Origin of the sequence: Kitasatospora sp. NPDC101176 (genome assembly GCF_044768035.1) — a bacterium.
Classification (GTDB): Bacteria; Actinomycetota; Actinomycetes; order Streptomycetales; family Streptomycetaceae; genus Kitasatospora.
In genome coordinates, this window is the sequence record NZ_JBIWPA010000015.1 from 157,288 (window position 1) to 177,336 (window position 20,049).

Here is a 20,049-nt window from a genome sequence, read left to right on the forward strand (position 1 = left end):
CCTCAGGCCATTCCGAAGTCGTTGTCGAGCAGGTCGAACAGTTCGTCGGCGGTCGCGGTGCCGAGCTCCGCCGCTGCGCCGGGCCCGGCCCCCCGGTCCGGACCGGCACCGGCCCGCTCGCCCCAGGCGCGCAGCAGCTCCCGCAGCCGGCCGTCGACCGCCGAGGCGCCCGGATCGCCCGGGTCCAGGGCGGCCAACGCCGCGGCCAGCCGGTCGAGTTCGGCCTCGGCGGGCCCCCGGGGCTCCGGGCACAGCTCCCCGTGGAGGAAGGCGGCCAGCGCGGCCGGGCTCGGATGGTCGAAGACGGCCGTAGGCGGCAGCGCGAGACCGGTGGCCGTGCACAGCCGGTTGCGGAACCGCACCGCGAGCATCGAGTCGAAGCCCAGCTCGGCGAAGGCCCGCTCCGGAGGCACGTCTGCCGCCCGGCCGTACCCGAGCGCGGCGGCCGCGTGCGCGCACACCAGCTCCAGCAGCACCCGCCGCCGGTCGCCCTCGTCCAGCGGCGCCAGCCGGGCCGCCAGCTCCGCCCCCGGATCGGCCGGCGGGCCGTCCTGCGGCGCCGGGTCCGGTACGCCGGCGGGCCCCCGGTCGGGGCCGGTCGCCCAGCCGCCGCGGCCCGGCGTCGCCAGCCAGTAGCGGTCCCGCTCGAACGGGTAGGTCGGCAGCAGGTCCGGCCGGGCCGCCCGGCCGGCGGGCCAGTCGACGCCCGCCCCGCAGACCCAGGCCTCGGCCAGCGCGCGCAGCAGCCGCTCCGGCCCGCCGTCGTCCCGCCGCAGGGTGCCGACGGCCGCCGCCGGTCGCCCGGCGGCCTGCGCCGAGCTGTCCACCGCCGCGACCAGCACCGGGTGCGGGCTCACCTCGACGAACAGGCCGTGCCCGGCCTCCAGCAGCGCCCGCGTCGCGGCCGCGAAGGCCACCGGCTCGCGCAGGTTGCGGTACCAGTAGTCGGCGTCCAGCTCCGCGCCGTCCAGCGCGCCGCCCGTCACGGTCGAGTACAGCGGCACCTTCGCGGCCCGCGGCCGCACCGGCGCCAGGTCGGCCAGCAGCCGCTCCCGCACCTCCGCCACCCGCGGCGAGTGCGCCGCGTACCCGACCGGGATCAGCCGCGCCCGGACCCCGGCCCGCTCGCAGTCCGCCAGCAGCGCCGCCAGCGCCTCCGGCGCCCCGGCCACCACCACCGCCTCCGGGCTGTTCACCGCGGCCACGCACAGGGCGTCCCCGTAGCCGCGCAGCAGCTCGGCGGTCCGCTCCGGCCCCGCCGACACCGAGACCATGCCGCCCTGTCCTTCGATGCGGCGCAGGGCTTTGCTGCGCAGGGCGACGACGCGGGCGCCGTCTTCGAGGGTGAGTGCTCCGGCGACGACGGCGGCGGCGATCTCGCCTTGGGAGTGGCCGAGGACGGCGTCGGGGGTGATGCCCCAGGATTCCCAGAGGGTGGCGAGGGAGACCATGACGGCGAAGAGGGCGGGTTGGACGACGTCGACGCGGTCGAGGGGGTCGTGGGTGCGTAGGACGTCGGTGAGGGACCAGTCGACGTGCGCGGCGAGGGCGTGTTCGCAGTCGGCCATGGAGGCGGCGAACGCCTCGCTGGAGTCGAGGAGTTCGACGGCCATCCCGGCCCACTGCGCCCCCTGCCCGGGGAACACCAGCACCGTCCCGCCGCGGGCCCGGCCCTCCGCCACCCCCGCCGACGGCAGCCCGCCGGCCAGCGCGGCCAGCTCCTCCCGCAGCTGCTCCCGGCCGCCGCCGAGCAGCGCCGCCCGGTGGGGGAACACCGCCCGGCCGCCGGCCAGTGTGCGGGCCACCTCGCCGGCGTCGAGCCCCGGGTCGGCGTCGAGCCGGGCCAGCAGCCGCCCGGCCTGGCTGCGCAGCGCCGCCGGGCTGCGGGCCGACAGCAGCCACGGCAGCGCCCGGTCCGCGGGCGACGCCTCCCCGGCGGCCTCCGGCGTGCCCCCGGTGGCTTCCGGAACGCCCCCGGTGAGCGCCGGTGCCTCCTCCACGATCGCGTGCGCGTTGGTGCCGCTCATCCCGAAGGAGGACACCCCGACCCGCCGCGGCCGCCCGGTGCGCGGCCACTCCTGGGCCTGCGTCAGCAGGCGGACCGCCCCGGCGGACCAGTCGACCTTCCGGGTGGGCTCCTCGGCGTGCAGGGTGCGCGGCAGCACGCCGTGCTGCAGCGCCAGCACCGACTTGATCACCCCGGCGACGCCCGCGGCGGCCTGGGTGTGGCCGATGTTCGACTTGAGGGAGCCCAGCCAGAGCGGGCGGTCGGCGTCGCGGTCCCGGCCGTACGTGGCGAGCAGCGCTTCGGCCTCGATCGGGTCGCCCAGGGTGGTGCCGGTGCCGTGCGCCTCGACCGCGTCCACCTCCGCCGCCGTCAGGCCCGCGTTGGCCAGCGCCCGGCGGATCACCCGCTGCTGCGCCTGCCCGTTCGGCGCCGTCAGCCCGTTGCTGGCGCCGTCCTGGTTGACGGCGCTGCCGCGGACCACGGCGAGCACCGGGTGCCCGAGCCGCCGCGCCTCGGCCAACGTCTCCACCAGCAGGACGCCGGCGCCCTCGCCCCAGCCGGTGCCGTCGGCGCCGTCCCCGAACGACCGGCAGCGGCCGTCCGCGGAGAGCCCGCCCTGCCGGCTGAACTCCACGAACACGTCCGGGCTCGCCATCACCGCGGCGCCGCCGACCAGGGCGAAGGAGCACTCCCCGGCCCGCAGCGACTGGCCCGCCAGGTGCAGCGCCACCAGCGAGGACGAGCAGGCCGTCTCCACCGTCACCGCCGGGCCCTGCAGGCCCAGCGTGTACGCGATCCGGCCGGACGCCACGCTGGTGACGTTCCCGGCGAGCAGGTGCCCCTCGACGTCCGCCGCAGGGTCCTGCGGGCCGGTGCCGTAGCCCTGCGAGGCCAGGCCCAGGAACACCCCGCCCGTGCTGCCGCGCAGCGACGCCGGGTCGATGCCCGCCCGCTCCACCGCCTCCCAGGAGGTCTCCAGCAGCAGCCGCTGCTGCGGGTCCATCGCGAGCGCCTCGCGCGGTGAGATCCCGAAGAACCCGGCGTCGAAGGCGCCCGGATCCGCCAGGAACCCGCCCGCCCGGGCGTAGAACGTGCCGGGCGCGTCCCGGTCCTCGCTGACCAGCGACTCCAGCGGCCAACCGCGGTCGGTGGGCAGGGCGCCGACCGCGTCCCGGCCCTCGGAGACCAGCCGCCACAGCTCCTCGGGGGAGTCCACCCCGCCCGGGAAACGGCAGGCCATCGCGACCACCGCGAGCGGCTCCCCGGCCGGCGGCGCGTCGGCCGTCGGGTCCGTACCGGCCGACCCGGCGACGTGAAGCCCGGCGGCGGCCGCCCCGGCCGTGGCCGGCGTGGCGCCGTCCGGCGTGGCGCCGTACAGCTCGGCGTGCAGGTGCCCGGCCAGCGCGGCCGCGGTCGGGTGGTCGAAGACCACCGTCACCCCCAGCTCCCGGCCGCAGGCGGTCACCAGCCGGTTCCGCAGCTCCACGGCCGTCAGCGAGTCGAAGCCGGCCTCCCGGAAGGGCCGTTCGGCCTCCAGCTGCTGCGCGCCGGTGTGGCCGAGGACGTCCGCGGCCTCCGCCCGGACCAGCTCCACCAGCATCCGCAGCCGGGCCGGCCCGGTCAGCGGGTCCAGCCGGCGGCGCAGCCGCACGCCCGCGGACTCCTCGCCGGCCTCGGCGTCGGCGTCGTTCTCCGGCGCCGGCGGAGCGGCGGGGACCAGTCCGGCGAGCAGCGGGCTGCGCCGGGCCGACTCGAAGGCCCGCCCGAACCGCGGCCAGTCCACGGCCGCCACCACGACGTGCGTCTCGTCCAGCTCCAGGGCCAGCCGCAGCGCGTCCAGCGCCGCCTCCGGGGCCATCGGCACCAGCCCGTGCGCCCGCAGCCGTTCGCCGACCGCGCCGGCCGCCATGCCGTCACCCGCCCACGGCCCCCAGGCCACCGAGGTCGCCACCAGCCCGCGGGCGCGCCGGTCCGCGGCCAGCGCGTCCAGGTGGGCGTTGGCCGCCGCGTAGGCGCCCTGTCCGCCGCTGCCCCAGGCCGCAGACACCGAGGAGAACAGCACGAAGGCGTCCAGCTGCTGCCCGGCCGGCCGGTCGAACAGCGCGTCCAGGTGGTCCGCCCCCGCCACCTTCGCCGCCGACTCGGCGGCCAGGGCGTCCGGTGTGCAGTCCGCGAGCAGGGTCCCCGAGGTCAGGCCCGCGGCGTGCACCACCGCGTTCACCCGCTCCCCGCCGAGCCCGTCCAGCACCGCCCGGAGCGAGTCCCGGTCCGTGACGTCGCAGGCCGCCAGGGTGACCCGGACGCCGCGGGCGGTCAGCTCCGCCGCGAGCTCGGCCGCCCCGGGCGCCTGCGGCCCGCGCCGGCCGGCCAGCACCAGGTGCCCGACGCCGGAGCCGGCCAGCCGCCGGGCCAGCTGCGCGCCCAGGCCTCCGGTGCCCCCGGTGATCAGCCAGGTCCCGGATGGCCGGCCGGTGGTGGCCCGCTCCGCCGGGGCGGGGGCCGGGGCCCGGTGCAGCCGCCGGCCGAACAGGCCGCCCGCGCGCACCGCCACCTGGTCCTCGCCGTCGGCGGCCGCCAGCACCGCGCAGAGCCCGCGCCAGGCGGCGGTGTCCGGCTCGCCGGGCCCGGCCGGCAGGTCGACCAGCCCGCCCCACCGCTCCGGGTGCTCCAGTGCGGCGACCCGCCCCAGGCCCCAGAGCCGGGCCTGCTCCGGCCGGGCGCCCTCGTCCTGCCCCACGGTGACCGCACCCCGGGTCACGCACCACAGCGGCGCCCGCAGCCCCGCGTCACCGAGCGCCTGCACCAGCTCCAGCAGCCGGCCGGTGCCGCCGAGCAGCGACACCACCCCGCCCGCCGGCAGCCCCTCGCTCCCGGCCTCGTCGACGGGCCCGGCCAGCAGCCCGGCCAGCTCGGCCCGCCCCGCCCCGGCGGGCACCCGCACCGTCCGCACCCCGGCCCCGGCCGCCGCGAGCACCCGCGCGCAGCCGTCCCCGGCGTCGCCGTCCTCCGGGACCAGCAGCAGCCACTCGCCCGTCAGCCGGGCCGCCGCCGGGTCGGCCAGCGGCTGCCACCCGACCTGGTACCGCTCCGGGGCCGCCGGGTCCGCCGCCGCGGCCGGGCGCTCCGGCCAGAACCGGCGGCGCCGGAACGGGTACGTCGGCAGCTCGACCCGCTCCGCGCCCGGTCCGCCGTGCCGCCAGTCCACCGGCACGCCCCGCACGTACAGCCGGGCCAGCGCGCCGGTCAGCGCCTCCGGCTCGGGCCGGTCCTCGCGCAGCAGCGGCAGCACGGCGCCCCCGGGCGCGTCCGGGAGGCACTCCTGGACGAGCGCCGAGAGCAGTCCGCCGGTGCCCAGTTCCAGGAAGGTGCCGGCCCCCTCGGCGCGCAGCCCGCGCACCCCGTCCAGGAAGCGCACCGTGCCGCGCACGTGCTGCACCCAGTACCCGGGCGAGCACAGCAGCTCCGCCCCGGCCGGCCCGCCGGTCACGTTCGAGACCACCGACAGGACGGGAGGACGGTACGTCAGACCCTCCGCCACCGCCCGGAACTCCGCCAGCATCGGGTCCAGCAGCGCGGAGTGGAAGGCGTGGCTGACGGCCAGCCGCTTCACCCGCCGGCCGGCGGCCCGGAACCCCTCGGCGGCCCGCAGCACGGCCTCCCGCTCGCCGGACAGCACGCAGGAGCGCGGCCCGTTCACCGCCGCCAGCGAGACCGCGGGGTCGGCCAGGGCCGCCGCCAGCTCGCCCTCCTCGGCCTCCACGGCCACCATCGCGCCGTCGCCCGGGAGCGCGTCCATCAGCCGGCCGCGCGCGGCGACCAGCGCGCAGGCGTCCGCGAGGTCCAGCACCCCGGCGGCGTGCGCCGCGGAGAGCTCGCCGACGGAGTGCCCGAGCAGCAGGTCGGGCTCCACCCCGTGGTGGCGCAGCAGTGCCAGCAGCGCGGTCTGGAGGGCGAACAGGGCCGGCTGGGTGTAGCGGGTGCGCTCCAGCAGCGCCGCCCGCGCGCTGCCCGGCTGCGCGAACATCACCTCGGCCAGCGGCAGGTCCAGGTGCGGTGCGAGCGCGGCCAGCACCTCGTCCAGCGCGTCCGCGAACACCGGCTCGTCGCGGTAGAGCCCGGCCCCGGCCCCGGCCCGCTGGCTGCCCTGACCGGGGAACAGGAAGGCCGTCCGGCCCGCCGCGGTGACGGCGCCGGTGACGACCCGGGCCGACCGGGTGCCCGAGGCCAGCGCCCGCAGGCCCTCGCCGAGCTCCTCCCGGCCGGTGCCGAGCACCGCCGCGCGCCGCTCCAGCCCGGCCCGCCCGGCGGCCAGGGCCCGGCCCAGCTCCGCAGGGTCCAGCTCCGGACGCTCCGCCAGCAGGCCCGCCAGCCGCTCCGCCTGGATCCGCAGGGCGGCGTCACCGCGGGCCGACAGCAGCAGCGGCAGGCCCGCCCGCCCGGCGGGGGCCGGCTCCGCGGTCGGAGCCGGGGCCGGTTCCGGCTCGGGGGCCTGCTCGACGATCACGTGCGCGTTGGTGCCGCTGATGCCGAAGGACGAGACGCCCGCCCGCCGCGGCCGGCCGCCGGTCTCCCACGGCCGGGACTCGGTGAGCAGCTCGACCCCGCCCGCCGACCAGTCCACGTGCGGGTTCGGCGCGTCCACGTGCAGGGTGCGCGGCAGCACGCCGTGCCGCAGCGCCAGCACCGTCTTCATCACCCCGGCCACGCCCGCGGCGGCCTGGGTGTGCCCCAGGTTGGACTTGACCGACCCGAGCAGCAGCGGGCGGCCGTCCGGACGGCCCCGCCCGTACACCGCCTGCAGGGCCTGGGCCTCGATCGGGTCGCCGAGTCGGGTGCCGGTGCCGTGCGCCTCGACGGCGTCGACGTCGGCGGCGGTGAGTCCGGCGTCGGCGAGGGCGGCCCGGATGACGCGCTGCTGGGAGGGGCCGTTGGGGGCGGTGAGCCCGTTGCTGGCGCCGTCCTGGTTGACGGCCGAGCCGCGGATCACGGCGAGCACCCGGTGCCCGGCGCGGCGGGCGTCCGACAGCCGTTCCAGCACCAGCACCCCGACGCCCTCGCCCCAGCCGGTGCCGTCGGCGGCCGCCGAGAACGCCTTGCAGCGCCCGTCCGGCGCCAGCCCGCGCTGCCGGCTGAACTCCACGAACAGCTTCGGCGTGCTCATCACCGTCACCCCGGCCGCCAGCGCCCGGTCGCACTCGCCGCGGCGCAGCGCCTGGGCCGCCAGGTGGATCGCCACCAGGGAGGAGGAACAGGCGGTGTCCACGGTCAGCGCGGGCCCCTCCAGGCCGAGCGCGTAGGAGATCCGGCCGGACAGCACGCTGGCGGTGTTCCCGGTCAGGAAGTGACCCTCGGACGCTCCCGGCGCGCCCTCCAGGACGGACAGGTAGTCCTGCCCGTTGGTGCCGACGAAGACGCCCGTCCGGCTGCCCCGCAGCCCCGCCGGGTCCAGCCCCGAGTCCTCCAGCGCCTCCCAGGCGGACTCCAGCAGCAGGCGCTGCTGCGGGTCCATCGCGAGCGCCTCGCGCGGCGAGATCCCGAAGAACTCGGCGTCGAACCCGGCGGCTTCGTGCAGGAACCCGCCCTGACGGCTGTACGTGGTGCCCGGCCGGTCCGGATCCGGGTCGTACAGGCCCGCCAGGTCCCAGCCCCGGTCCGACGGCCAGTCACCCACCGCGTCCCGGCCCTCCGCCAGCAGCTGCCAGAACGCGGCCGGGTCGGCCACCCCGCCGGGGAAGCGGCAGGCCATGCCGACCACCGCGAGCGGCTCGCGGGCGGTGCCTGCGGCATCCGGCCCGGTCGCGGCCCGGTCGTCCGCGCTGCCGCGGGCGCTGCCGCTCGAACTGTCGGGTGTCCCGATGTCGCCCAGCTCCGCCAGCAGCCGGCCGGCCAGCGCCAGCGGCGTCGGATGGTCGAACAGCGCCGTCGCGGGCAGCCGCAGCCCGCTGGCCGCGCCGATCCGGTTGCGCAGCTCCACCGCGGTCAGCGAGTCGAAACCGAGCTCGGCGAACGCCCGGCCCGGGGCCAGCGCCGCGGTGTCGCCGTGGCGCAGCACCGCCGCCGCGTGGGACCGCACCAGGTCGGTCAGCACGTGCAGCCGCTCACCGGCCGGCAGCTGCGCCAGCCGACCCGCCAGGCCCCCGGCCCGCTCCGGGTCGTCCGCAGGCCGTCCGGCCGTCGCGCCCCGAGCCCCGGGCGTCGCGTCCGGCCGGCCGGCCGGGGCGGGCAGCGACTCCAGCAGGGCCGGCCGCAGCCCGCCCGCCGCGGCGAACCGGCGCCAGTCCACCTCGGCCACCACCACCAGCTCGTCACCCTCGCGCAGCGCCCGCCCCACCGCGGTGACCGCCGCGTCGGGCGCCATCGCCGGCAGCCCGCGCTCCCGCAGCCGCCCGGCGACCTCGGCGCTCAACATGCCGGCGCCGGCCCCGTCCTCCCCGGCACCGCCCCAGGCACCCCAGGCGATCGAGGTGCCCGGCAGGCCGGCCGCCCGGCGCCGCGCCACCAGCGCGTCCAGCGCCGCGTTGGCCGCCGCGTAGTTCCCCTGCCCCGCGTTGCCGACCACACCCATCAGCGAGGTGAACACCACGAACGCCGACAGCTCCAGCCCCGCCGTCGCCTCCTCCAGGTGCCGGGCGCCGGTCAGCTTCGCCCGCAGCGAGGCCGCCATCCGCTCCGGCGTCAGCGCGTCCAGCATCCCGTCGTCCAGCACCCCGGCCGCGTGCACCACCGCCCGCGGCCGGTGCTCCGCGACCACGGCCGCCAGCGCCTCCCGGTCCGCCAGATCACAACCCGCCACCACCACCGCAGGGCCCAGCTCGGCCCGCAGCTGCGCCGCACCCGGCGCCTGCGCACCGCGGCGGCTCACCAGCACCACCCGCTCGGCGCCCTGTGCGACCAGCCACCGCGCCACCCGGGCGCCCACTGAGCCCGTCCCGCCGGTCACCAGCACCGGGCCGTCCGGCCGCCAGCTCGCCGCGCCCGCGCCCGTCGCCACCGGGGCGGGCAGCAGCCGCCGCCCGTGCACACCCGTCGAGCGCACGGCCACCTGGTCCTCGTCGCCGCCCGCCGCCAGCACCGCGAACAGCCGCCCGGCCGCCCGCCCGTCCAGCACCTCCGGAACGTCGACCAGACCGCCCCAACGCTCCGGATGCTCCGACGCCACGGTCCTGGCCAGCCCCGCCACCGCGCCCTGGACGGGATCGCCCGGCCGCTCACCCCCACCCAGCACCGCCGTCCCGGTCACCAGGCACCACAGCGGGGCACCGATCCCGGCCTCGCCCAGGGCCTGGACGAGGGTCAGGGTCAGCGCCACCGCCCCCGGCAGCTCGGCGAACCCCGGATGCGCCCGGCCCTCCCGGGCCAGCAGCGACAGCACCCCGGCCACCGGAGCGCCGTCCACCGCCTCCAGCAGCCGGGCCGCCAGCGACTTCCGCCCCTCCCCGGGCCCACCGGTCGCCCGTACCACCACCGCGTCCAGCCCGGCGGCGGCCAGCGCGTCGACCAGCCCCGCGCCCTCGCCCGCCTCCGGCAGCACCGTCAGCCACCGGCCGGCCGGCGCCGCCACCGGCCGCAGCGCCAGTGACCGCCAGCCGATCCGGTAGCGCCAGCCGTCCGCCCGGGCCTCGACGGCCCGCCCGCCGCGCCACCGCGACAGCGCGGGAAGGACCTCGTCGAGGCTGTCGGCGCTGACCCGCAGCGCGGCCGACAGCTCCGTCACGTCCTGTTGCGCCAGCTCCGCCCAGAGCCCGTCATCGGTCGGGGCGGTGGCCTCGGCCGGCTCCGGCTCCAGCCAGTACCGCGCGCGTTGGAAGGGGTAGGTGGGGAGGTCGGTGTGGTGTCCGGTGAGGTGCCAGTGGACGGGGAGTCCGTGGGTCCAGGCGTGGGCGAGGGAGGTGAGGTAGCGGGTGCGGTGGCCTTCGTGGCGGCGGAGGGTGGGGATGGCGGTGGCGGTGTCGAGGGTTTCCTCGATGGTCATGGTGAGGACGGGGTGGGGGGTGGTTTCGATGTAGGTGGTGTGGCCGGCTTGGTGGAGTTTCTCCAGGGCTGGTGCGAGGAGGACGGGTTGGCGGAGGTTGGCGTACCAGTAGGCGGTGTCGGGTGGGGTGGTGAGCCAGGTGCCGGTGACGGTGGAGAGCATCGGGATGCGGGGGGTGGTGGCGTCGACGGTGAGGATCTGGTTCAACTGCTGCTGGAGTCGGTCGACTTGGGGGGAGTGGGAGGCGTAGTCGACGTCGATGGGGCGGTGGCGGATGTCGTGGGCGGTGCAGTGGGTGTGGAGGGCGGTGAGGGCTTCGACGGTGCCGGAGACCACGGTGGTGTGGGGTGAGTTGAGGGCGGCGATGGTGAGGTCGGGTGTCCAGGGGGCGATGAGGTGTTCGGTGTCGGTCTGGGGGAGGTTGATGCTGGTCATGCCGCCCTGGCCGGCGAGGCTGCGCAGGGCTTGGCTGCGGAGGGCGGCGATGCGGGCGCCGTCTTCGAGGGTGAGGGCGCCGGCGACGACGGCTGCGGCGATCTCGCCTTGGGAGTGGCCGATGACGGCGTCGGGGTGGATGCCGTGGTGCTGCCAGAGTGCGGCGAGGGAGACCATGACGGCGAAGAGGGCGGGTTGGATGACGTCGACCCGGTCCAATGGTGCCTGGCTGTGGAGGAGTTCGGTGAGGGACCAGTCGACGTGTGGGGCGAGTGCGGTCTCGCAGTCGTTGATGCGTTGGGCGAAGACGGGTTCGGTGTCGAGGAGTTCGGCGGTCATGCCGGCCCATTGGGAGCCCTGGCCGGGGAAGACGAACACCGTCCGGCCGGCGGTGCCGGTGGTGGTGGCCTGGATGAGGGCGGGGTGGGGTTCGCCGGTGGCGAGGGCGTGCAGGGCGGCGGTGCGGGTGTCGTGGTCGCCGACCACCACCGCACGGTGCTCGAACGCCCTGCGGCCGCGGGCGAGGGTGTACGCCACGTCCCTCGGGTCACGCTCCACGTCGGCCAGCTGAGCCGCCTGCTCACGCAGGGCCTCCGGTGTGCGCGCGGAGAGCACCCACGGCAGCACGCCGGCGCCGGTTTCGCCCGCGTCGGAGTCCCGTTCCGCGGGGGCTTCCTCCAGGACGACGTGGGCGTTGGTTCCGCTGACGCCGAAGGAGGAGACGCCCGCCCGTCGCGGCCGTCCGTCGGTGTCCCAGCTCCGGGCCTCGGTGAGCAGTTCGACCGCGCCCGCCGACCAGTCGATGTGCGGAGACGGCGCGTCCACGTGCAGGGTCTTCGGCAGGACGCCGTTGCGCATGGCCTGCACCATCTTGATCACCCCGCCGACCCCGGCCGCCGCCTGTGCGTGGCCGAGGTTGGACTTGAGCGAGCCGAGCCACAGCGGCCGGCCCTCCGGCCGGTCCTGCCCGTAGGCGGCGAGGATCGCCTGCGCCTCGATCGGGTCGCCCAGCGTCGTCCCGGTGCCGTGCGCCTCGACGGCGTCGACCTCGGCGGCGGTGAGCCCGGCGTTCGCGAGCGCGGCCCGGATCACCCGTTGCTGGGAGGGGCCGTTGGGTGCGGTGAGCCCGTTGCTGGCGCCGTCCTGGTTGATCGCGCTGCCGCGCAGCACCGCCAGCACCGGGTGCCCGTTGCGCCGGGCGTCGGACAGCCGCTCCAGCACCAGCATGCCCGCGCCCTCGGCGAGTCCGAAGCCGTCCGCGGACGCCGCGAAGGCCTTGCACCGGCCGTCCGGAGCCAGCCCGCCCTGGCGGCTGAACTCCATGAACATCCCGAGCGTGGACATCACGGTGACGCCGCCGGCGAGGGCGAGGTCGCACTCGCCGTCCCGCAGCGCCCGGGCCGCCAGGTGGAGGGCGACGAGGGAGGAGGAGCAGGCGGTGTCGACGGTGACGGCCGGGCCCTCCAGCCCGAACACGTAGGCCAGCCGGCCCGAGGCCACGCTGGCGGTGGTCCCGGTCAGCAGGTGGCCGGAGAGGTCGGACGCGGCGGTCAGGCCCGGGCCGTAGTCCATGGTCATCGCGCCGACGAAGACCCCGGACCGGCTGCCGCGCAGGGTGGCCGGGTCGATCCCGGCCCGCTCGAACGCCTCCCAGGCGATCTCCAGCAACAGCCGCTGCTGCGGGTCCATGGCGAGCGCCTCGCGCGGCGAGATGTCGAAGAACGCGGGGTCGAACCGGTCGGCCCCGTGCAGGAAGCCCGCCGCCCGCTGGTAGTAGCGGCCCGGTCGGCGTCCGGCCGGCCCGTCCTCCGCGGGAAGGCCCCACCCGCGGTCCGTCGGGAAGGGGGTGACGGCGTCGGCGCCCTCGGCGACCAGCTGCCAGAGCCGTTCCGGGGTGTCGGCGCCGCCCGGGTAGCGGCAGCCCATCGAGACGATCACCACCGGGTCCTCGTCGGCGGACCGGACCGCGGGTGCGGCCGCGGCGGCGGACCTGTCACCGGGCGGTCCGCCGAGCAGCTCGGCGCGCAGGTGGGCTGCCAGCGCCCGCGGGGTGGGGTGGTCGAAGACGGCGGTGGCGGGCAGCCGCAGCGAGGCGGCGGCGCCCAGCCGGTTGCGGATCTCCAGCGCGGTGACGGAGTCCAGGCCGAGGTCCAGGAAGGCGCGGTCGGCAGGGACGGGCCCGGTGCGGGCCAGCGCGTCGTTCACGGTCCGCTGGACGAGGTCGAGGAGCAGGGCGTGCTGCTCCCGTTCGGACCGGCCGGTGAGCTGCTCCACCAGCCCCTCCGCCGCCGGGGGTTCGCCCGCCCCGGGGGTGGCGGCCTGGTCCTCCGCAGGGTCCGGCAGGGTGACGTCCCGCCCGCCGGCCTCGGCGGCGAGCGCGGCGAGGTCGGGCCGGTGGCCGTCCACGAACAGCTCGCCGAGGGTGGTCAGGGCCCGGTCCGGGCCGCCCTGTTCGCGCCGGAGGGAGCCCCGGACGCGGGCGTCGGCGCCGCACTCACGGGCCGTCTCCTGCAGCGCGGAGGTGAGCACCGGGTGCGGGCTGACCTCCAGCAGCAGCCGGTGGCCGTCGGCCAGCAGGGCCTCGGCCGCCCGGGCGAAGAGGACGGTGCCCCGCAGGTTGCGGCACCAGTGGTCGGCGTCCAGCACCGGGTCGGCCAGCAGGCCGCCGGTCAGGCCGGAGTAGAACGGCAGCCGGGCGGGCCGCGGGCGCAGCGGGGCCAGGGCGTCGCGCAGCTCGGGCAGGATCGCGTCGATGTGCGGGGAGTGGGCGGCCAGGCCGACGGCGACGGTCCGGGCGTGCAGACCGACCCGGTCGAAGTGCCCGACCAGCTCGGCGGCGGCGTCCGCGTCCCCCGAGACGACCGTCGAGCCTGGGCCGTTCACGGCGGCGACGGTGAGCCGCCCGCCCCAGCGGGCCAGGAGCGGGCGCACCCGCTCGGCGGAGGCCATCACGGAGACCATCTCGCCCCGGCCGGCGAGGGTCGCCTGCAGCCGGCTCCAGTGCGCGGCGACCCGGGCGGCGTCGTCCAGGTCGAGCGCCCCGGCGACGACCGCGGAGCTGATCTCCCCCATGCTGTGCCCGAGCACCGCCGCCGGCCGGACGCCGTACGACTCCCAGAGCGCCACCAGGGCCAGCGTCACCGCGAACAGCACCGGCTGCACGACATCGGCGCGTTCCAGCGCGGGCGCGCCGGGAGCGGCGCGCAGCACGTCCGGGACCGACCAGCCGGTGAACGGCTCCAGGGCCTGCGCGCAGTCGTCCAGGCGGCTGCGGAAGGCGGGGGAGGCGGCGAGCAGCTCGACGGCCATGCCCGGCCACTGGGAGCCCTGGCCGGGGAAGACGAAGGCGGCGGTGCCGTCCGCGGCGGTGCCGGTCACCAGGCCCGGCGCGGGCCGGCCCGCGGCGAGCGCGGCCAGCCGCTCCAGCAGCCCCGCCCGGTCGGTGCCGACGAGGGCCGCCCGGTGCGGGCCGGCGGCGCGGGCGCCGAGCGCGTGCGCCACGTCCTCGGGGGTGGTCCCGGGGTGGGCCGTCAGGTGACGGTGCAGGTGCGCCGCGTCCGCCGCGAGCGCGGCCGGGGTGCCGCCGGAGAGGGCCCACAGCAACGGCGTGGCAGGGCGTGATCCGTGAGCCATGGTGTGCGTCCCCACTCCTTCTTCGCGACGCGCCGGACCGGCGGGCGTGGCGCCCGGCGGCGTGGTGCTCGGCCGGTGTCCGGCGCCCGACCGTGGTCGGCCTGTTCCCCCGGGCCCTGTTCTTCCGCGGGCCCCGTTCCGTCGGGCCCGGTTTCCCGTGCCCTGTTCGCCGGGACCCGATTTCCCCCGGGCCCGGTTTCCCGTGAGCCCGACGTCCGGCCCCGATATCCGGCACCGATTTCCCCCGGGTCTGAAAGCCGGACGGCCCGGTGAAAGGCCGTGCGACCGTAATCCGACGGCGCCGCGCATTCCGGTGCCGCCGCGCGGATCCGCCGCCGACCGCCTGCCACCCGCCGCCGGCACCCGCACCGCGCCGGAATTCACGCGGGCCGGGCCGGGCGGAAACGACCAGACAGATCTTGTCAGCCGCCGATATCGTCTCGATAGCGCGAACCGCGACAGCGCACGGTCCTGGCCTTTTCGGCCGTTTCGGCATTTCCGCGCACGGGCCCTGCTACGGTGGCGGCGCGGCGCTCCGGATGCCACGCGCACCGGCGCCGACGGCGGCCGAAAGCCCGGCGCGCGCGCCGCCCGTTCCCTTTCCGTGGAATTCCCGAAGGAGGAGCACCATGGCACTCGGTTACCTTTTCGGCGGCGGTGTCGGCACCGAGCCGCACGGCCTGGAGCTGTACCAGGCCTATCCGGCGATGCGGGAGCTGTACGCCGAGATAGCGGGCTGGACCGGCCTCACCCCCGGGCAGCTGCTCGACGAGGAGCTGCCGAAGGGCCGGGAGGAGCGGCAGAGCGCGGGCACCGTCCGGGAGACCGCCCTGGCCGTCGCGGTGCACGACATCCTGGCCGGGCACGGCCTGCGGCCCGCGGTGCTCGGCGGGCTCAGCCTCGGCGCGATGACGGCGGGCAGCCTCGCCGGCGCGGTGGACCGGCGGGCCCTGTTCGAGATGCTCGCGCACACCCGGCACGCCCCCGAGCCGTCCGCCGGCGACCCGGAGGAGGGCATGGCGCTGGCCTTCGTCCCGGCCGGGCTGGACACCGCCCCGTACGGCGGCGACGGCCGCCCGGGGGTGCACCGGGCCGGGGACTTCGGCCCCACCGCCGACGGCACGGCCCGGATCCTGATGCTGTCCGGCGAGCGGTCCGCCCTCGACGCGCTGGCCGCCGAGGTGCCGCAGGGCACGCTGGTGCCGCTGCCCGACCGGACGATCGCCGTGCACTCGCCGCTGCGCGCCCCGTTCCGCGCCTTCCTGGCCCCGTACCTGGACGCCATGGAGTTCGCCGACCCCCGGCTCCCGCTGGTCTCCTGCCTCGACCGCCGGACGCTGACCACCGGGGCCGGGGTCCGCGACCTCTTCCACCGCAACGCCACCGACCCGATCAGCCTGGTGGACGTCTACACCGGGATGGCGGAGCAGGGCGTCCGGCTCGGGCTGGTCATCGGCGGCTCGATCCCGGACGGCATCCTGCGCTTCCCGTTCCCGGTGGTCCACGTGGACCGGCCCGAGCACGTCGAGCAGGTCCTCACCAGCGTCTACGAGCTGGGCATCGACGTCCCCGCGGCCGACCCGCGGGCCGAGCGGTGACCGGCGGCGGCCCGGTCCCGGGGGAGGTCACCCGGGACCGGGCGCGCCGGGCCGCCGAGTGTGACGCGCTGACCGAGGGCTGGCTCGCCACCGACCTCGACGGCTGGACCAGGCGCGTCGTCCGCCGGCACTTCGACCCGGTGACCGGGAGCCCGTACTGGCTCCGCCGGGCCGAGGAGCTGGACTTCGACCCCCGCGACCTCACCCGCTACGGGCAGCTGACCGCGCTCGGCCCGTTCCCGCTCGACGACCTGCGCACCGGCGACCCGGCCGACCTGGTCCCGCTGGCCGTGCCGCGCCCGCTCAGCGGCCGGATCTGGGACACCGGCGGCACCACCGGCGCGCCCTGCCGGGTCTTCTACACCCCCGCCATGCTGCTGCACCGCGGCGTGTGGCGGCGCTGGTCCTTCGTCCAGGAGGGCTTCCGGCCCGAACGGACCTGGCTCCAGGCCACCCCCACCGGGCCGCACCTGATCGGCAACGGCGTCTGGGAGGCGTCCGAGCTGCACGCCGGGCAGGTGTACGCGGTCGACATGGACCCGCGCTGGGTGAAGCGGCTGATCCGGGCCGGCCGGCTCGCCGACGCCCGCGAGTACACCGACCACCTGCTGGAGCAGATCGCCGACGTGCTCTCCCGCGGCACCGTCGACTACCTGAACACGACGCCCGCCCTCCTCCAGACGCTGTGCCGCAGCCACCCCGGCCTGGTCGCGGCCCTCGACGGCGTGCGCCTCAGCGGCACCCAGATCAGCCCCGGCACGCACCGGGAGTTCCTGGCGGCCCTGGACGGCGGCCTCTGCGGCCTCAGCTACGGCAACACCTTCGGCAACGCCGCCGGCCTCGTCGCCCGTCAGGGCGCCGACCTGCTGCCGTACGTGCCCAACCACCCGCAGGTGACGATGGCGGTGGTGCGCCGGGACGACTGGACGACCCCGGTCGAGTACGGGGCCACCGGCCAGGTCCGGCTCACCGTGCTGCACGAGGACCTGCTGCTGCCCAACGTCCTGGAGCGCGACCAGGCCATCCGGTACGACTGCACGGGGCTCTGGCCGAGCGACGGGGTGGCCAACGTGCGGCCCCTGCAGGTGACCGCGACCGCCCCGGAAGGGCTCTACTGACGCGCCGCGACGGCGTCACCGACCCGCGCGGCGGCGTCACCGAAGCCTCGGAGGGCTTCCACCGACCCGCGCACGCGCCGGGGCCCGGCCGGGAACGGCCGGGCCCCGGGCCGGTCTACCGCGCGGCGGCCCCGCCCGGCACGAGCGGCAGACCCAGCTCGTCCCAGATCCGCGCCAGTGCCGCGACGAACTCCCGCACCTCGTCGGTGCCGTGCACCGCTCCCGGCGCCACCCGCAGGATCTCCTCGCCGACCCGGACGCTGGGCGCGTTGATCGCCTGCACGTAGCAGCCGTCGCGCTCCAGCAGGAGATCGGAGATCCGCTTGCACACCGTCTCGTCGCCGACCAGCACGGACACGATGTGCGACCGGTCCGACAGGAAGGGGATCCCGCGCTCCCGGAGCAGCCCGTGCATCAGCTGCGCGTTCTCCCGAAGCCGGTTGCGCTCCAGGTCCGAGCCCCGGAGGTGCCGGACGGCGGCGAGCCCGCCCGCGGCGACCGCCGGCGGCAGCGCGGTGGTGAAGATGAAGGGCCGGGAGAGCCTGCGCACCACGTCGATCACCGCGGTCGGGCCCGCGATGTACCCGCCGATCGTCCCGAACCCCTTCGCCAGCGTGCCCATGATCACGGTGAACTCGTCCGCCAGGCCCAGGCTCGCGGCGATGCCCGCACCCTGCGGCCCGTACATCCCGACCGCGTGCACCTCGTCGAGGAAGGTCATCGCCCCGTACCGCTTGGCGATGTCGGCGATCTCCGCCAGCGGCGCGAGGTCACCCGCCATCGAGTACACGGACTCCATCACGATCAGCTTGGGCCGTGCCGCCGGGGCGGCCGCGATCAGCTCCTCCAGGTGCGTGGTGTCGTTGTGCCGGAAGATGCGCTTCTCCGCGCCGCTGTGGCGCAGCCCGTCGATGATCGAGGCGTGGTTCAGCCGGTCCGAGAAGACCACGCAGTCCGTCAGGTGGGCCGGCAGCACGGACAGCGCGCCGTCGTTCGCCGTGTAGCCGGAGGTGAAGAGCAGCGCGTCCTCCTTGCCGTGCAGGTCAGCCAGCTCCTGCTCCAGCAGCACGTGGTGGTGGTTGGTCCCGGCGATGTTCCGCGACCCGCCCGCCCCGGCCCCGAAGTCGTCCAGGGCCTCGCGCATCGCGGCCAGCACCAGCGGGTGCTGGCCCATACCGAGGTAGTCGTTGCTGCACCAGACCCGGATGTCGCTGACGACGCCGTTCCGCGAGTTCCGGGCCGCCGGGAAACTCCCGGCCCGCCGCCCGATCTCGAGGAATTCCCGATGTCCCGCCGTGTTCGCGGATTCCCGGTCCCGGGGCGGGAAGAATGTGCGGTAATGGCTCATGGCGTCCACTCGCTCTCAGGAGACCGTCACGGTACGGGGCCTCGGCCCCACGGGCCGGCGGCGCACCCGGACTTTCCCGGCGGTCCGCGAGGTGCCGGCCGGCACTCCGTCCGGTCACCCGGATGTCGGCCGGTCACCCGGATATCCGTCGGTCATCGGGATATCCATCGGGAACACGGATGTCCGTGGCGTACGGCCGGCCCGTTCCGGGCCGTCGACGAGCCCGGATATTCGACGTGACGACATCGTCTCAGGGCGCCATATCATTTCGATAGCGCCATCCGCGACAACACCGGGCGCGGCAATGTTCGCGAAATCCCCGCCGAATTCCGGCGGAGCGCTGCTATGCTCGCCGAAATCCAGCAGTCAGCCGATGGGAATCGCCATGCCAGCGAACGACACCTATGTCGGCCGGATCCTCCGGGTGCTCGCCGCCGACCCGGACCGCACCGTCCTCACCTGGCAGGACGGGGTCCTCACCGCCGGCGCCTTCACCACCGCCGTGCGCACCGCCGCGCAGACCCTGCTCCGGCACGGAGGCGAGGCCGCGGACGGGGGCACCGGCGCCGTGGTGGCCATCCTCACCACCACCAACTCCCCGGCGACGCTGATCCTGCGGTACGCCGCCAACCTGATCGGCGCCACCGCCGTCCACCTGCACACCACCAACGCCGTCGACCCGGGCGACCGGCTCACCCGGGACGCCGAACTCGGCATCCTCACCGAGACCGGGGCCACCGTCCTCGCCGTCGACGCCGCGCACCTCCCGCTCGCCCGCGACCTGGCGGCCCGCCTGCCCAAGGCACCCGCCCTGGCCGCCCTCGCCGACCTCGGCCCCGACGTCCTCGACCTGAGCACCGGCGCCGACACCGACCCGCCCGAGACCCCGATCCCGCCCGACCGGGCCGCAGTGATCACCTACACCAGCGGCACCACCGGCCGGCCCAAGGGGATCGCCGTCGACTTCCGGACCCGCAACGGCTTCATCACCGCCGGACTCCAGATGGCCTGGCGCGCCGTCTACCTGGCCACCCTGCCGATGAGCCACTCCAGCGGCGCCACCGCCGACGACTCGCTCGCCTCCGGCGGCTCGGTGATCCTTCACCAGGGCTTCGACGCCGGCCGGGTGCTGCGCACCGTCGCCGAACACCGGGTCACCCGGCTGCTGATCACTCCGCCGCAGCTGTACCGGCTGATGGACCACCCGGAGTCCGCCGCCACCGACCTCTCCAGCCTCGTGATGCTCTGCTACACCGGTTCCCCCGCCTCGCCCGCCCGCCTCGCCGAGGCCGTCGAGCGCTTCGGGGACGTCCTCATCCAGATCTACGGCACCAGCGAAGCCGGCGCGATCGGCATGCTCACCCCGGCCGAGCACCGCGAGCCCGACCTGCGCGGCACCGTCGGGCGGGTCCTCGCCGGCGAGGTCCGGGTCCGCGACCCGCACGACCACCGTGACCTGCCGACCGGCGAGCTCGGCGAGATCTGCGTCCGCTCCCCGTTCGCGATGCGCGAGTACCTCGGCGACCCGGAGCTCACCGCCCGCACCGTCCGGGACGGCTGGGTCCACACCGGCGACCTCGGCCGCCTCGACGAACGCGGCTACCTCCACCTCAGCGGCCGGCTGGCCGACGTGGTCAAGACCAACGGCATCAAGATCCACCCGACCACCGTCGAGAACGCCCTGACCGCCCACCCCGGCGTGCTCCAGGCCGCCGCCTTCGGCGTCCCCGACGGCGACCTCGTCGAGCACCTGCACGCCGCCGTGGTCCTGCGCGACGGCGCCGCCACCACCGAGGCGGACCTGCGCGAGCACCTCGCCACCGCGCTCTCCCCGCAGCACGTCCCGGCCGTGCTCGCCGTCCGCCCCGACCTGCCGCTCACCCCCACCGGCAAGCCGGACCGGGCCCGGCTGGTCGCGGACACCCGGAGGTAACCGC

The 20,049-nt window shown here is 76.9% G+C and carries 5 protein-coding genes; 3 read left to right on the top strand and 2 right to left on the bottom strand.

All coding sequences use genetic code 11. The annotated features are described in order from the left end of the window. Positions 1 to 2 precede the first annotated feature (2 nt). Positions 3 to 14,048, bottom strand: a complete 14,046-nt coding sequence (locus tag ACIRS1_RS21630; RefSeq protein ID WP_402842223.1) for a type I polyketide synthase — start codon at positions 14,046 to 14,048, stop codon at positions 3 to 5. A 629-nt stretch (positions 14,049 to 14,677) separates the two neighbouring features. Between ACIRS1_RS21630 and ACIRS1_RS21635 the strand changes: the two genes are divergently transcribed. Next, positions 14,678 to 15,646, top strand: a complete 969-nt coding sequence (locus ACIRS1_RS21635) for an ACP S-malonyltransferase (protein WP_402842225.1) — start codon at positions 14,678 to 14,680, stop codon at positions 15,644 to 15,646. Further along, on the top strand, positions 15,643 to 16,764 hold the full coding sequence (locus tag ACIRS1_RS21640; protein WP_402842228.1) for an arylcarboxylate reductase: 1,122 nt from the start codon (positions 15,643 to 15,645) through the stop codon (positions 16,762 to 16,764). Before ACIRS1_RS21635 ends, ACIRS1_RS21640 begins: the two co-directional genes overlap by 4 nt. A gap of 115 nt (positions 16,765 to 16,879) precedes the next feature. On the opposite strand, the gene hemA is transcribed toward ACIRS1_RS21640, so the two are convergent. Further along, positions 16,880 to 18,112, bottom strand: a complete 1,233-nt coding sequence (gene hemA / locus ACIRS1_RS21645; RefSeq protein WP_402842231.1) for a 5-aminolevulinate synthase — start codon at positions 18,110 to 18,112, stop codon at positions 16,880 to 16,882. Positions 18,113 to 18,497: 385 nt separating this feature from the next. Between hemA and ACIRS1_RS21650 the strand changes: the two genes are divergently transcribed. Next, positions 18,498 to 20,045 (top strand): class I adenylate-forming enzyme family protein, encoded by a 1,548-nt coding sequence (locus tag ACIRS1_RS21650; RefSeq protein ID WP_402842232.1) that lies wholly within the window; start codon positions 18,498 to 18,500, stop codon positions 20,043 to 20,045. The last annotated feature ends 4 nt before the right edge of the window (positions 20,046 to 20,049 follow it).

Excerpts from the sequence above, each read along its gene's own strand:
- ACIRS1_RS21630 (WP_402842223.1), bottom strand. The coding sequence starts at position 14,048 with ATGGCTCACGGATCACGCCCTGCCACGCCGTTGCTGTGGGCCCTCTCC.
- ACIRS1_RS21650 (WP_402842232.1), top strand. The coding sequence starts at position 18,498 with ATGCCAGCGAACGACACCTATGTCGGCCGGATCCTCCGGGTGCTCGCC.
- ACIRS1_RS21635 (WP_402842225.1), top strand. The coding sequence starts at position 14,678 with ATGGCACTCGGTTACCTTTTCGGCGGCGGTGTCGGCACCGAGCCGCAC.
- hemA (WP_402842231.1), bottom strand. The coding sequence starts at position 18,112 with ATGAGCCATTACCGCACATTCTTCCCGCCCCGGGACCGGGAATCCGCG.